The 13,176-nt window shown below is 74.4% G+C and carries 11 protein-coding genes; 6 read left to right on the top strand and 5 right to left on the bottom strand.

All coding sequences use genetic code 11. The features are described from left to right. The 3 genes from ABD841_RS33275 to ABD841_RS33265 form a co-directional block, all read right to left on the bottom strand. The coding region (locus ABD841_RS33275; RefSeq protein WP_344980091.1) for a hypothetical protein at positions 1-1,063 on the bottom strand (1,063 nt) is incomplete at its 3' end. A 121-nt stretch (positions 1,064-1,184) separates the two neighbouring features. After that, positions 1,185-2,432, bottom strand: coding sequence for an enolase C-terminal domain-like protein (locus tag ABD841_RS33270; protein WP_344980089.1), 1,248 nt, complete (start codon positions 2,430-2,432; stop codon positions 1,185-1,187). Next, the gene (locus ABD841_RS33265) at positions 2,429-3,334 is read right to left on the bottom strand and encodes a 5-dehydro-4-deoxyglucarate dehydratase (RefSeq protein ID WP_344980086.1); all 906 of its coding nucleotides are present in this window, start codon (positions 3,332-3,334) and stop codon (positions 2,429-2,431) included. The genes ABD841_RS33270 and ABD841_RS33265 overlap by 4 nt, the downstream gene beginning before the upstream one ends. A gap of 185 nt (positions 3,335-3,519) precedes the next feature. Here ABD841_RS33265 and ABD841_RS33260 point away from each other — a divergent pair, with 185 nt between their 5' ends. Next, positions 3,520-4,326: an NAD-dependent epimerase/dehydratase family protein gene (locus ABD841_RS33260; RefSeq protein WP_344980085.1), complete on the top strand. Its 807-nt coding sequence runs from the start codon at positions 3,520-3,522 to the stop codon at positions 4,324-4,326. Between the two features lie 118 nt (positions 4,327-4,444). Next, positions 4,445-5,266 carry an IclR family transcriptional regulator gene (locus ABD841_RS33255; RefSeq protein ID WP_344980082.1) on the top strand — a complete coding sequence of 274 codons (822 nt, stop codon included), beginning with the start codon at positions 4,445-4,447 and terminating at the stop codon, positions 5,264-5,266. Positions 5,267-5,356: 90 nt separating this feature from the next. Here the strand turns inward: ABD841_RS33255 and ABD841_RS33250 are convergent, their stop codons facing one another. Further along, positions 5,357-6,067 carry a GntR family transcriptional regulator gene (locus ABD841_RS33250; protein WP_344980080.1) on the bottom strand — a complete coding sequence of 237 codons (711 nt, stop codon included), beginning with the start codon at positions 6,065-6,067 and terminating at the stop codon, positions 5,357-5,359. A 128-nt stretch (positions 6,068-6,195) separates the two neighbouring features. Between ABD841_RS33250 and ABD841_RS33245 the strand changes: the two genes are divergently transcribed. Genes ABD841_RS33245 through ABD841_RS33230 form a run of 4 tightly spaced genes read left to right on the top strand, consistent with a single transcriptional unit; the run spans position 6,196 to position 11,725 of the window. Further along, positions 6,196-6,996 (top strand): N-acyl homoserine lactonase family protein, encoded by an 801-nt coding sequence (locus ABD841_RS33245; protein ID WP_344980078.1) that lies wholly within the window; start codon positions 6,196-6,198, stop codon positions 6,994-6,996. 14 nt (positions 6,997-7,010) lie between these two features. Further along, the gene (locus ABD841_RS33240) at positions 7,011-8,297 is read left to right on the top strand and encodes a hydroxyacid-oxoacid transhydrogenase (protein ID WP_344980076.1); all 1,287 of its coding nucleotides are present in this window, start codon (positions 7,011-7,013) and stop codon (positions 8,295-8,297) included. 9 nt (positions 8,298-8,306) lie between these two features. Further along, positions 8,307-8,789, top strand: coding sequence for an FmdB family zinc ribbon protein (locus ABD841_RS33235; RefSeq protein ID WP_344980074.1), 483 nt, complete (start codon positions 8,307-8,309; stop codon positions 8,787-8,789). Further along, on the top strand, positions 8,786-11,725 hold the full coding sequence (locus ABD841_RS33230) for an FAD-binding and (Fe-S)-binding domain-containing protein (protein WP_425582079.1): 2,940 nt from the start codon (positions 8,786-8,788) through the stop codon (positions 11,723-11,725). The genes ABD841_RS33235 and ABD841_RS33230 overlap by 4 nt, the downstream gene beginning before the upstream one ends. A gap of 78 nt (positions 11,726-11,803) precedes the next feature. Here ABD841_RS33230 and ABD841_RS33225 read toward each other — a convergent pair whose 3' ends face one another. Further along, the gene (locus tag ABD841_RS33225) at positions 11,804-13,069 is read right to left on the bottom strand and encodes a Gfo/Idh/MocA family protein (protein WP_344980070.1); all 1,266 of its coding nucleotides are present in this window, start codon (positions 13,067-13,069) and stop codon (positions 11,804-11,806) included. Between the last annotated feature and the right edge of the window lie 107 nt (positions 13,070-13,176).

Below are 13,176 nucleotides of genomic sequence, written 5' to 3'. Positions count from 1 at the left end.
GCGTGCCCTCCGGAACGGTCGCCCGCGTGCCCTCCGGAACGGTCGCCCGCGTGCCCTCCGGAACGGTCGCCCGCGTGCCCCCCGGAACGGCCGCCCGCGTGGCGTCGCGTACGGCCCCGCGCATGGCCGCCAGGGTGGCGGCTCCGGCCTCGGCGGTCCCCCAGCAGCCGGCCACGTAGGTGTCTATCCGGTCCCCGGCGCCGAGAACCGCCGCGCCGGGCGCGGTGGCCCACGGGTCGGCGGAGGCGTGGAAGACGAGCCGGGTGACCCCGGCCCGCCGGGCCAGCCGGATCACCTCGTCCCGCAGCGATCCCACCGCGGCCTGCCGGGCCCGCAGGACCGGCTCGGCCAGGATGCCGAGCGCCTCCGCGACGGAGCCGTGCCCGGCACCGACGGCTCCGCGCGCCACGGCGCCGAGCCGGTCGGGCTCCACCCCCTCCGCGGCCAGGGCACGCCGGCACGCGCGGCAGAGACAGATGGAGAGCAGTGCTTCGTCCGTCCCGGTCCAGTCGGCCCCCGCGGTCTTCTCGTGGTGGCCCTGGTGCCCGATCCCGAGCGGGCCGCACGCCTCGACCACGAGCCCGCCGGGGGCGCCCTGTGCCAGCACCTCCGCCACGACCAGCCCGCAGTAGGCGCGGACGTCCGGATCGGACGGGCACAGGGCGTAGGGGTAGCGGTCGCCGAAGGCGTTGCGCACGGTGAGCTCGGGGTGACGCTCACCGAGGATCGTGCTGTGCGTCAGCACCACCCAGGCGTCGACGGCGAGCCCGTGCCGGGCCAGCGCCTCGCGGGCCCGGCCGAACGCGTTCTCGCCGCCCGCCCAGGCCGCGCCGCTCTCCGGGACCAGCCTGCTGCCCGCCCAGGCGCCGGCCCTGACGGGCACGTACAGGGCCGCGTGCCGGGCGTCCACCACGCGCCGCCGCGGGTGGTGCGGGGTGCAGGCCCGCACCGAGTGGTAGGCCGCGGCGAGGGCGACGGACCCGGCTCCGAGCCGGGCCACCCGCTCGGGGGCGGCCGGGTCTCCCACGACGTCCCACGGGTGCAGGTAGACGGTGCTCCTCACGAAACCTCCCGCGACGCCCCTCGCGAGGCCCCGCCCCGCGATCCCGCGGGGCCCGCCGGGACGTTCCCGGGGACCGCTCCCCCGGCGGGGCGCGCGGCGGGACGCCGTGTCGTTCCGGCGCTCACCAGCGCGGCAGGGTGGGGTCGTACCCGGGCTCGATCCGGCGCATGTAGCCGGTGTCGTCGCGGCGTTCGCGGCCGGACGCGACGTACGCCTCGTGCAACCGGTCCAGCACCGCGTGGTCGAGCTCCACCCCGAGGCCGGGCCCGTCGGGGACCGGCACGGCACCGTCCACGAAGCGCAGCGCCCCGGGGACGACCACGTCGTCGGCGGCGTTCCACGGGTAGTGGGTGTCGCACGCGTAGGTGAGGTTCGGCGTCGCCGCGGCGACGTGCGTCATCGCCGCGAGGCTGATGCCCAGGTGGGAGTTGGAGTGCATCGACATCCCCAGCCCGAACGTCTCGCAGACCGCGGCCAGTTCCCGGGTGCGACGCAGCCCTCCCCAGTAGTGGTGGTCGGAGAGCACGACCTGGACGGCGTCGCGCTCCACCGCGGGCCGGACCGTGTCGAAGGAGACCACGCACATGTTGGTCGCCAGCGGCATGGCCGCGGTGGCGGCGACGGCCGCCATCCCGTCGACCCCGGCGGTCGGATCCTCCAGGTACTCCAGCACCCCCTTGAGCTCGTCCGCCACGTACCGTGACGTCTCGACCGTCCACGCGCAGTTGGGGTCGAGCCGGAGCGGGTGGTCGGGGAACGCCTCCCGGAGGGCGCGGATCGCCGCGATCTCCTGCTCGGGCGGGAAGACACCACCCTTGAGCTTGATGGAGCGGAACCCGTACAGGTCGATCATCCGGCGGGCCTGGTCGACCACCCCCGCCGGGTCGAGTGCGGCGCCCCACTCGTCGCCGACGGCCGCGCCGCCGTCGAGCGCGGGGTGCTCGGCCCACTTGTAGAACAGGTAGGCGCTGTACGGCACCGCGTCGCGGACGGCACCGCCCAGCAGGTCGCTGACCGGCAGGCCGGTGAGCTTGCCCTGGGCGTCGAGGCAGGCGACCTCGATCGCGGAGAAGGCGGCGGTGCGGTCGATCCTCCGCAGCGGGCCGCCGGGGCCGCCCAGCGCTTCGTCGACGGCCCGCTCGATCGCGCCGGTGGCGAAGACGCTCATGCCCCGGATACACTCGCCCGCCGCGACGAGCCGCTCGACGTGCGCGCGCTCGCCGGGGCACTCGCCGAGGCCGACGACACCGCCCTCGACGACGAGTTGCAGCACGCAGCGGAGCACCAGGGGCTCGTGCACCCCGCTCGCGTTCAGCAGGGGCGGGTCGCGGAAGGCGACGGGGGTGACGATCAGGTCGTGGATTCTCATCGGCCGGCCAGCTCCAGGCCGCGGCCGATGAGGGCGTCCAGCCGTTCCAGGTGCTCGGGGGTGGGGTCCACCAGCGGGGGCCGCACCCCTCCGACGTCGAGGCCGCGCAGCCGGACGCCCGCCTTGACGAGGGAGACGGGGTAACCGCTCACCTCCTCGCGCAGCGCGACGAGCGGCACGTAGAACTCCTCCAGCAGGGTCTGGACGGTCGCGTCGTCGTCGGCGCCGACCGCCCGGTGAAACCGGAGCGCGACCTCGGGGGCGAAACCGAAGACCGCCGAGGAGTACAGCGGCACGCCGATCGTGCGGTAGGCCCGCGCGGTCATCTCGGCGGTCGGCAGGCCGTTGAAGAACTGGAACTCCTCCCCGGCCGCGCGGCGCACGGCGAGCACCGTGCGCTGCATCAGCTCAAGACTGCCGACGCCGTCCTTGATCCCGACGACGTTGGGCAGGGCGGCCAGCTCGGCGGCCGTGCGCGGGGTGGGCACGGCGGTGCCGCGCTGGTAGAAGATGATGCGCAGCGAGGTCTCCGCCGAGACCGCCCGGACGTACTCCAGGATGCCCCGCTGGGGGCCGGTCACCAGGTAGGGCGGCATCAGCAGGACGCCGTCGGCGCCCGAGCGCTCGATCCGGCGCACCTGTTCCAGCGCGACCGGGAGCGGACCGCCCGCGGCGGCGAAGACCGGCACCCGGCCCGCCGCCACCGTGACGGCGACCCGCGCGCAGGTCTCGATCTCCGACGGCGACAGGGCGTGGAACTCTCCCGTGCCGCAGGCCGTGAACACGCCGGCGGCGCCCGCCTCGATGCCGTTCTCGATGTGCTCGGCCAGCACGGCCTCGTCGACACCCCCATCACCGCCGAATGGTGTCACCGGGAAGAACAGGATTCCGTCAAAGGTCATAGCTTCCTCACTGTCGTCGCGGATGGGCCGGTGACAACGGTCCGCACATCCACCTTGTGTTCACATATGTGAAACTATTCATGTAGATGGACACATGCGGTACGGTATGAATCGCGCCGATGAGATGTCAAGACTGTTAATCATTCGCCTCGTAAGCGTTACGGCAACACGGTGATGGAGAGAACGTGACCCAACGACTGCTCGTGACCGGGGCCTCGGGCCGGGTGGGCTCGCTGATCCGCCCGCTCCTGAGCCGGCCGGACCGGGAGATCCGCCTTCTGGACATCCAGCCGCCCCCGGACGGGCTCCTGGCCGGCGAGACGTTCCTGGCGGCCTCGATCACCGACCCGGAGGCCGTGGAACCGGCCTGCGCGGACGTCGACCTGGTCGTGCACCTGGGCGGCCACAGCCGCGAGCACGTCTGGGAGGAGATCCTCCAGACCAACATCCACGGCACGTACGTCGTGCTGGAGGCCGCCCGCAGGGCCGGCGTGCGGCGGGTCCTGCTCGCCGGCTCCGCGCACGCCGTGGGCATGGTCCCCGCCGCCCTGGCCGGCGGCGACGCGGAGCTCCCACCGCGGCCGGACACCTTCTACGGCGTGGGCAAGGCGGCGGCGGAGGCGCTGGGCAGCCTCTACGCCGACGCCTACGGCATGTCGGTCGTCTCGGCCCGCATCGGCACGGTCGAGGCCGTCCCGGGCGGCGTCCGCGCCCTGTCCACCTGGTTCTCGCCCGGCGACGCGGCACGGCTGGTCGAGGCGTGCCTGGCCAGGGACGAACCCGGGCACCACGTCGTCTGGGGCGTCTCGCGCAACCGGCGCCGCTGGGTCTCGCTGGCGGCGGGCGAGGCGATCGGGTTCGCCCCGGTCGACGACGCCGAGCACTTCGCCGCGGCCGTCGAGGGCGCGGGTCCGCCCGCGCCGCCGGACCCCGGCGTCCGCCTGGGCGGCCCGTGGAGCGAGCCCGGCATGGAGCGGGGACGCCCATGGTGACGCGCCGGCCCCGGCCACGCGGAACACCGGCGGCGAGGACGCGCCGCACGACCTTGCACCCGCCTGATTTTCCGTACGCTACCGGCGTTGGAGCCGCATCCCTCGAGGAGACCCGCCGATGACGCATGATCCGTCCAGCAGCCTCCCGGTGAACGGGCAGCTCGACCCGTCGGCCGAGACCAAACTGGTGAAGTCGGCGGAGCGCACGATCCTCATCATGGAGATGCTCGGCGCCGCCCGCGACCCGGTGACCGTCGCCGAGCTGCGACGGCGCACCGGATACCCGCGCTCCAGCCTCCACCAGCTGCTGCACACGCTCATCGCCATGCGCTGGATCGAGCCGACCCCCGACGGCTCGGCGGTCGGCGTCGGGCCGCACGCGCTGCTGTGCGGGACGGCCTACCTCGACCGCGACCGGGCGCTGCCGTACGCGACCCGCACGCTGGAGCTCATCGGCGACGCGACCGGTTACACCACCCACTACGCCCGCCTCGACGGCGCGAACGTCATCTACCTGGCCACCCGCGAGACCATCGAGCCGCGCCGGGCGACGTCCAGGGTGGGACGCCAGCTGCCCGCGCACGCCACGGCGCTCGGCAAGGCGCTGCTCGCGGAGCGGGCCCCCGACGAGCTCGCCGAGCTGCTGCCGGGCCCCCCGCTCGCGCGGCTCACCGAGCACACCATCACCGACCACCACGGGCTCATGGCCGACCTCGCGGCGACCCGGGCGCGCGGCTACTCCCTGGAACGGGAGGAGAACACGCCCGCCATCGGGTGCGTCGCGGTCACGGTGGCGTACCGCATCCCGGCCACCGACGCCATCAGCTGCTCCCTGCCGATCGACGCCGCGACCGAGGAGGAGACGCAGCGCGTCGCCCGGGTCATCCGCGAGCACGCCGAGGAACTCGCCGCGCGGCTCCGCGCCGAGGGCATCCGCTGAGCGGGACCCGCCGGACCGGGCGGCGGGGCGAACGACGGGTGCGGCGGACGGCACACGGCACACGACGGGCGGCCCGGCGGCACGGGTCCGCTACGGGGCGGTGCCGAGGATGAGGTCGATGTCCTCGGGGTCGACGACGACGCCGTTCTCGGCGGCGACCTGGGCGAGCAGGAGCTCCCCCGTGTGGGCCACGTGGGCACGCATGGCCTCGGCCGCCGCGCCCGCGTCGCCCGCCTCCAGCGCGGTGAGGATGGGCTCGTGCTCCTCGGCGATGTCGGCCAGTGACCGGGAGCGGTCGACGGTGGAGGCGCCCAGCGTGATCGTGGCGTCGCGGAGGTTGCCGACGATGCCGACGAGCTTGCGGTTGGCGCCCGCGACGAGCAGCAGCTCGTGGAAGGCGCGGTCGTGCCGCATGAAGCGCGGCTCGTCGCGCTCCCCGGCGGCGGCGCGCATCGCCTCCAACTCGCCGCGCATCGCCGTGATGAGGGCGGGGCCGGCCCGGCGGGCGGCGAGGCGGGTGGCGGGCACCTCCAGCAGCAGCCGGAGGTGGAAGACCTCCGCGATCTCCTTGGGGTCGCGCCCGAGCACGCGGAAGCCCCGGCTGCGCTCGAACCGCACCATGCCGGCCTCGGCCAGCCGGAGCATCGCCTCGCGGACCGGGGTGCGCGACACGTTGAGCTCCTCGGCCAGCCGGTACACGGAGTAGAGCTCCCCCGGGCGCAGCTCGCCGGAGTGGATGGCCGCGCGGACGGCCTCGAAGACCTGTTCCGTGAGGCTGGACGTGCCGTCGACAGCTTGCACCTGTGGCGACCTTTCCGGATCCGACGCGTATCCGTGGAGCCTATCGAAACCTCACTTTCCCATAGTTGACATGCAGCATGCTACATGCCACCTTCGGAAACCTGGCGTTAACGTACGGAGGAACGGCCATGAAGTTGCACGTACTCGACTGCGGCGCGATGAGCTGCGACCTGACCTGGCTGCTGCTCAAGCCCGGCCGGAGCATCAGGCCGAGGTCGGAGCGGGACAAGCCCGTCGAGTGGTACCCCTGCACGACCCACGCCGTCCTCGTGGAGACCGACGAGGGCACCCTCCTGTGGGACACGAGCTGCCCCCGCGACTGGGAGACCCGCTGGGTGCCGACCGGGCTCCAGGAGTTCTTCCCCTACGACCAGGTCTCCGAGGAGCAGTACCTCGACGCGCAACTCGGGCGGCTGGGCGTGAGCCCGGAGAACCTCGACTACGTGGCGCTCTCGCACCTGCACTTCGACCACGCCGGCAACGTGCGGATGTTCGCCGGCACCGGCGCCCGCCTGGTCTGCAACGACAAGGAGAAGGACTTCGCCTTCGGCTTCGACGGCGCGTTCACCGGGGCGCACCTGAAGGCCGACTACGAGGGCCTGGAGTTCGAGACGGTCTCCGGCGACACCGAGATCCTCCCGGGGGTCACGCTCATCGAGGCGCCCGGCCACACCCCGGGCACGATGGCCATGCGGGTCGACCTGCCCGAGTCCGGAACCATGATCTTCACCTCCGACGCCGTCTACATGGGCGACTCCTACGGCCCGCCCGCCGTCCCGGCCGCGATCGTCAACGACCTGAGCGCCTGGTACGCCTCCGTCGAGAAGATCCGCTCGATCGCGGAGCGCTCCGCCGCGACCGTGGTCTTCGGTCACGACGCCGAGCAGCTGCGCTCGATGCGCACCGCGCCCACCGGCTTCTACAAGTGAGAAGGGAGCACGGTGTGTTCACCGCTCCGGGCAATCCCGAGTCCGTCTTCACCTACGGCGCCCCCGCCCTGAAGTTCGGGCCGGGCGCCAGCGCCGAGATCGGCTTCGATCTCGGGCAGTACGGCGCCCGCCGCGTCCTGGTCGTCACGGACCCCGGGGTGGCGGCGACCGGCACGCCGCAGCGGATCGCCGACCAGCTCGCGGGCTTCGGCATGGAGGCGCACGTGTACGACGGGGTGCACGTCGAGCCGACCGACCGGAGCATGCTCGCGGCCATCGAGCACGCGCGTGCCTCCGGCCCGTGGGACGCCTTCGTCGCCGTCGGCGGCGGGTCGAGCATCGACACCGCCAAGGCGGTCAACCTGCTCACCACCAACCCGGGCGAGCTGACGGACTACATCAACGCCCCGGTGGGCGGCGGCCGGGCCCCGTCCCAGCCGCTCAAGCCGCTGGTCGCGGTGCCCACGACCACGGGCACCGGGTCGGAGAGCACCACGATCTGCGTGCTCGACGTGCTCGACCTGAAGGTCAAGACCGGGATCAGCCACGGACGGCTCCGCCCGGTGCTGGCGGTCGTCGACCCCGACCTGACGCTGACCCAGCCCGCCGGGGTCACCGCCGCCGCCGGGATGGACATCCTCTGCCACGCCCTGGAGAGCTACACCGCCCGGCCGTACACCTCCTACGAGCGCAAGCGCCCCGAGGAGCGCGTGCCGTACTGCGGCTCGAACCCGGTGGCCGACATGTGGTCCGAGCGCGCCCTGCAGCTGCTCGCGCACTCCTTCCGCACCGCCGTACGGCACGGCGACGACGCCGAGGCCAGGGCCCAGATGGCGCTGGCGGCGACGTTCGCCGGGCTCGGGTTCGGCAACGCGGGTGTGCACATCCCGCACGCCAACGCCTACCCGATCGCCGGGCGCGTCAGGGACTTCCGGCCCAAGGGCTACCCGCAGGACGAGCCGATGGTGCCGCACGGCATGGCCGTCGCGCTGACCGCCCCCGAGGCGTTCCGGTTCACCTTCGAGGCGCGGCCCGAACGGCACCTGCGCGCGGCCGAGCTGCTCGACCCGTCCGCGGACAAGCCCGACGACCTCGCGGAGTTCCTGCCCGGCGTACTGATCGACCTGATGCGGGACATCGACCTCCCCAACGGCATCGGAGGCGTCGGCTACACCGAGGCGGACGTCCCGGCGCTCACCGAGGGGGCGATGAAGCAGCAGCGGCTGCTCACCACCGCCCCGCGCCCGGTCGGCGAGGACGACCTCGCCGGTATCCTGACCCGATCCATCGCACTCTGGTGAGGTGACGACGTGGCCATCTACGAGCTCCGCTGCCGTCGGGGGCACCGGTTCGAGGTCATCCAGTCCTTCACCGCGCCCCTGCCCGACTGTCCCGAGTGCGGCACGGCCACCAGCAAGATCCCGAGTGCGTTCGGGCTGGGCGGGAGGGCGGCCACGCCGCCGCCGGCCGAGATGATGCCGCAGACGTGGCGGGGCACCTACGGCGCCGACCGGGAGTACGTCGCCGGGCTCAGGAGGACCGCCGAGGCCCGCCGTGCCCTGGAGGAGCGGCACCCCGAGCTGGCGGGCGACCGGCGGCCGATCATCGCGCACGAGGGCCGTTACGAGCACGCGCCGCTGCGTGCCGGGGACCGGGTCCTCCCCGCGGCCGGTCCGGATCCCAGTCACGGGCACGGGCACGGGCACAGTCACGGGCACGGGCACGGGCACGGCCGCGCGCACGGGCCGGCCGGGCCCGGAGGCCGGGGAACCGGCGGGGAGGGAACGTCCTGAAGCCGTCCGATCTCGCCACCGCACTCCGCCGGGCCGGCGTCCACGACGTCGACGTCTCGTCGCGACGCCGGGCGGAGTACTCCTCCGACGCCTCGCTCTACCGGGTGCCCCCGTCGGCGGTGGTCTTCCCCCGGGACGCGGACGAGGTGGCCGCCGTCCTCGCGGTCTGCCGTGCCGAAGGGGTGCCGCTGACGGCGCGGGGCGCCGGAACGTCGATCGCGGGCAACGCGGTCGGCCCCGGGGTGGTCCTCGACTTCACCCGCCACCTCGGCCGGGTGCGGTCGCTGGACCCCGAGGCACGGACCGCGACCGTCGAGCCGGGCACCGTGCTCGACGCGCTCCAGGTCCGGGCCGCGCGGTACGGCCTGCGCTTCGGCCCCGACCCGTCCACGCACAGCAGGTGCACGATCGGCGGGATGATCGGCAACAACGCCTGCGGGTCCCGCGCGCTCGCCTACGGCCGTACCGCCGACAACGTCCTGGGGCTCGACGTGCTCACCGGCGGTGGGGAACGGCTCACCGTCGGCCGGGGCACGGGCGGCGGGGAACGGCTCGCCGACGGCCGGGGCACGGGCGGCATGAACGGCGCGGACGGCCGGGGCACGGGCGGCATGAACGGCGCGGACAGCGCGGACGGGGTGAACGGCTCGCCGACGCTGGACGCGCTCCGGCGGGTGGTCCGCGACAACCTCGCGGTGATCCGCACCGAGCTGGGCCGGTTCCCCCGGCAGATCTCCGGCTACTCGCTGGAGCACCTGCTCCCCGAACGCGGCTTCGACGTGGCCGGGGCCATGGTCGGCACCGAGGGCACCTGGGGCGTGCTGCTCGGCGCCGAGGTCCGCCTGGTCGAGGCGCCCGCGCGCACCGCCCTGGTCGTGCTCGGCTACCGGGACATGGCCACGGCCGCGGACGCCGTGCCGGGCCTGCTCCCGCACCGGCCCGTCGCCCTGGAGGGCATCGACGCGCGCATCGTCGACGCGGTGCGGACCCGGCGCGGGGCCGGGAGGGTCCCGCCGCTCCCCGCGGGCAACGGCTGGCTCCTGGTCGAGCTCGGCGGCGGCTCGACCGCCGAACTGCGCTCGGCCGCCGCCGCGCTGGTGGCCGACGCGGACGCCCTCGACAGCCTCGTGATCACCGATCCCGCCCAGGGGGCGGCGGTGTGGCGGATCCGGGAGGACGGCGCGGGCCTGGCCGGGCGCACGCCCGCCGGGGCTCCCGCGCACGCGGGCTGGGAGGACGCCGCCGTCCCGCCCGAGCGCCTCGGCGCCTACCTGCGGGACTTCGACGCGCTCATGGCGGATCACGGGCTGACCGGCCTGCCGTACGGGCACTTCGGGGACGGATGCCTGCACATCCGCATCGATTTCCCCTTCGACCGCCGGGAGGGCGCGCGGGTGTTCCGCGCCTTCCTCCTGGACGCCGCCCGCCTGGTCGCGTCGCACGGCGGCTCGATGTCCGGGGAGCACGGCGACGGCCGGGCGCGCGGCGAACTGCTGCCGCTGATGTACTCCCCCGCCGCCCTGTCCGCCTTCGCCGCAGCCAAGGCCGTGTTCGACCCCGACGACGTGCTCAACCCGGGCGTGATCGTACGGCCCGCCGCGCTCGACGCGGACCTGCGGCTCCAGCCGCCGCCCCCGCCCACCTCGGGCACCGCCTTCCGTTACCCGGAGGACGGGGGCGACCTCACCGCCGCCGTGCACCGGTGCACCGGGGTCGGCAAGTGCCGGTCGGAGACCACGGGCAGCGGCGCCGTCATGTGCCCGTCCTACGTGGCCACCCGTGACGAGAAGGACTCGACCCGGGGCCGGGCGAGGGTCCTGCAGGAGGCGGTGGGCGGTTTCCTGCCCGGCGGCCTGCGGGCGCCGGAGGTGCGGGAGGTGCTAGACCTCTGCCTGTCCTGCAAGGGCTGCCTGTCCGACTGCCCCACCGGGATCGACATGGCCACCTACAAGGCGGAGGTGCTGCACCAGACCTACCGGCGGCGGCTCCGGCCCGCCGCCCACTACACCCTGGGCTGGCTGCCGCGGTGGGCGCGGCCGGCGAGCCTCGCGCCGCGCGCGGTGAACGCGCTGCTGCGGACCGGGCCGGTCGCCGCGCTCGCGAAGCGGCTCGGCGGGATCGACCACCGGCGCTCGCTGCCCTCCTTCGCCGACCGGCGCTTCCGCCGCGAACGTCCGCCGCGCGGGGCCGTCCCGGGACCGACCGTGCTGCTCTGGGTGGACACCTTCACCGACCACTTCTCACCCGAGGTCGCGCGGGCCGCCGTCGAGGTGCTGAACCGGGCGGGCTTCTCCGTGGCCGTCCCGCGCGCCGCCCTGTGCTGCGGCCTCACCTGGATCTCCACCGGGCAGCTCGACGCCGCGCGGCGCAGGCTCCGCCGCACCGTCGACACCCTCGCCCGGCACGCCGAGGCGGGGACGCCGATCGTCGCCCTCGAACCCTCTTGCACCGCGGTGCTCCGCTCGGACGCCGTGGACCTGCTCGGCCCCGGCGACCGGGCCGCGAAGACGGTCGCCGCGTCCGTCAAAACCCTCGCCGAGTTCCTCGGCGGCCTGCCCGGCTGGACCCCGCCCGACCTCGGCGGCGTGACGGTCCTCGCCCAGCCGCACTGCCACCACCACGCGGTGATGGGCTGGCACACCGACCGGGACCTGCTCACCCGGGCGGGCGCGTCGGTCGGGTCGGTCGGCGGCTGCTGCGGCCTGGCGGGCAACTTCGGGGTCGAGCGCGGCCACTACGAGGTCTCGGTGGCGGTCGCCGAGACCCAGCTCCTGCCCGCCGTGCGCGAGGCGGCGGAGGGCACGGTCCTGCTCGCCGACGGCTTCTCCTGCCGCACCCAGCTCGACCAGCTCGCCCACGTCAGGGCCTACCACCTGGCCGAGCTGCTGGCCGGCCGGACCGGCTCCCCGAGCCCGCCACCGGCTGAACCAGCGTGAACGAGCGCCACGCGAGCGGCTCGCGAGGCATCGGTGACCGTCACCGGCACCGAGCGCCGTGACGTGATCCGTCAGGGCTCACCGGCTGACCCGTTCGTCCAGACGGACGACGGTGTCGGTGACCCTGGCCCGCTCCGCGGCCCATACGACCCGGTGGGTGGCGAGGCTCTCGGCGGCGTCCGAGGAGAGCAGGCCGGGGTCGCCGGCGGAGACGGCGGCGAGGAACGCCTCGGTGATCGCCTCGTCGCCGCCGCCGTGCCCGTCGGCGGCGGACGGTCCCGCACCGGTGCGGGTGTCGACGGTCTCCTCCTCGCCGGTGCGGAAGTCGACCAGGCGCAGGGTGCGGCCGTCGCCCTCGATGTAGCCGTGGGTGCCGAAGAGGCGGGTGCGGCGGTGCTCCATCGGCGTGAAGGCGCTCATGGTGAACGAACAGGTCGCCCCGTCGGGAAACTCCATGGTGACCACCTGGTGGTCCACGACGTCGTTGTCGCAGGCGTAGACGCAGCGGCCGTACGGCCCGGTGCGCAGCGCCTCCAGCACGCCGGCCTCGGTGTGGTCGTCGGTGACCGCGCCGAGGGGCCAGAAGTGCCGCTCCGGGTCGGCGAGGCAGTCGAGGTACAGCCGCTTGGCCGAGTACGGGCAGGTGGGTTCGAGCGGGCAGTCGACGCAGCGGTCCGCCGCCCCGGGCGGGCGCTCCGCGGCCCTGAAGTGCGTGAGGTTGCCGAAGGAGCCGACCTTCGCCGGGATCCGGCCGAAGAGGTGGACGAGCCAGTCGATGTCGTGGCAGGACTTGGTGAGGAGCATCGGCGCGGAGGTGTCCTGCCGGCGCCAGTGGCCGCGCACGAAGGAGTGGGCGTGGTGCCACCAGCCGACGGGCTCCAGGTGCTGGACGCTGACGAGCCGGCCGATGCGCCCCTCGTCGAGCAGCCGTTTGAGGGTCCGGGTGTAGGCGGTGTACCGCAGCACGTGGCACACCGCCAGGATGATCTCGTTGCGCCGGGCCGCGTCGGCGATCCGGGTCGCCTCCTCCTCGCTGGTGGCCATCGGCTTCTCCAGCAGGATGTGGTAGCCGAGGTCGGCCATCCGCACGGCGGGGTCGGTGTGCATCCGGTCCTGGGTGGCGATGATCGCCGCGTCCGCGACCCGCCCGGCCGCCGCCAGGTCGGCCCAGTCGGAGTACACCAGTTCGGGGGCGACGCCGAACTCGGCGGCGGCGGTCTCCCGGCGGCGCGGATCCGGTTCGGCGACCGCGACCACGCGCCCCGTACCGGCCGCGACCGCGTGACGTGCGTAGGACTGCCCTCGCAGCCCGGCGCCGACGAGGGCCAGAGTTACCGCAGACATGGGGGGTCCTTTCTCTGAGGGCGTCGCCGGCCGACCCGATGAGCTGACGGATCGGCGTGGGGAACCGCCCGCCGGGACGGGGCGCGCGGTTGCGGGAGGAAGGCCGT

It is taken from the genome of Streptosporangium fragile, from assembly GCF_039534445.1.
Classification (GTDB): domain Bacteria; phylum Actinomycetota; class Actinomycetes; order Streptosporangiales; family Streptosporangiaceae; genus Streptosporangium; species Streptosporangium fragile.
This window is presented reverse-complemented; position numbering and strand designations above follow the sequence as displayed.

Bases quoted from the DNA above. Each gene is read 5' to 3' on its own strand.
- ABD841_RS33270 (WP_344980089.1), bottom strand. From the start codon at position 2,432: ATGAGAATCCACGACCTGATCGTCACCCCCGTCGCCTTCCGCGACCCG.
- ABD841_RS33265 (WP_344980086.1), bottom strand. From the start codon at position 3,334: ATGACCTTTGACGGAATCCTGTTCTTCCCGGTGACACCATTCGGCGGT.
- ABD841_RS33255 (WP_344980082.1), top strand. From the start codon at position 4,445: ATGACGCATGATCCGTCCAGCAGCCTCCCGGTGAACGGGCAGCTCGAC.
- ABD841_RS33245 (WP_344980078.1), top strand. From the start codon at position 6,196: ATGAAGTTGCACGTACTCGACTGCGGCGCGATGAGCTGCGACCTGACC.
- ABD841_RS33225 (WP_344980070.1), bottom strand. From the start codon at position 13,069: ATGTCTGCGGTAACTCTGGCCCTCGTCGGCGCCGGGCTGCGAGGGCAG.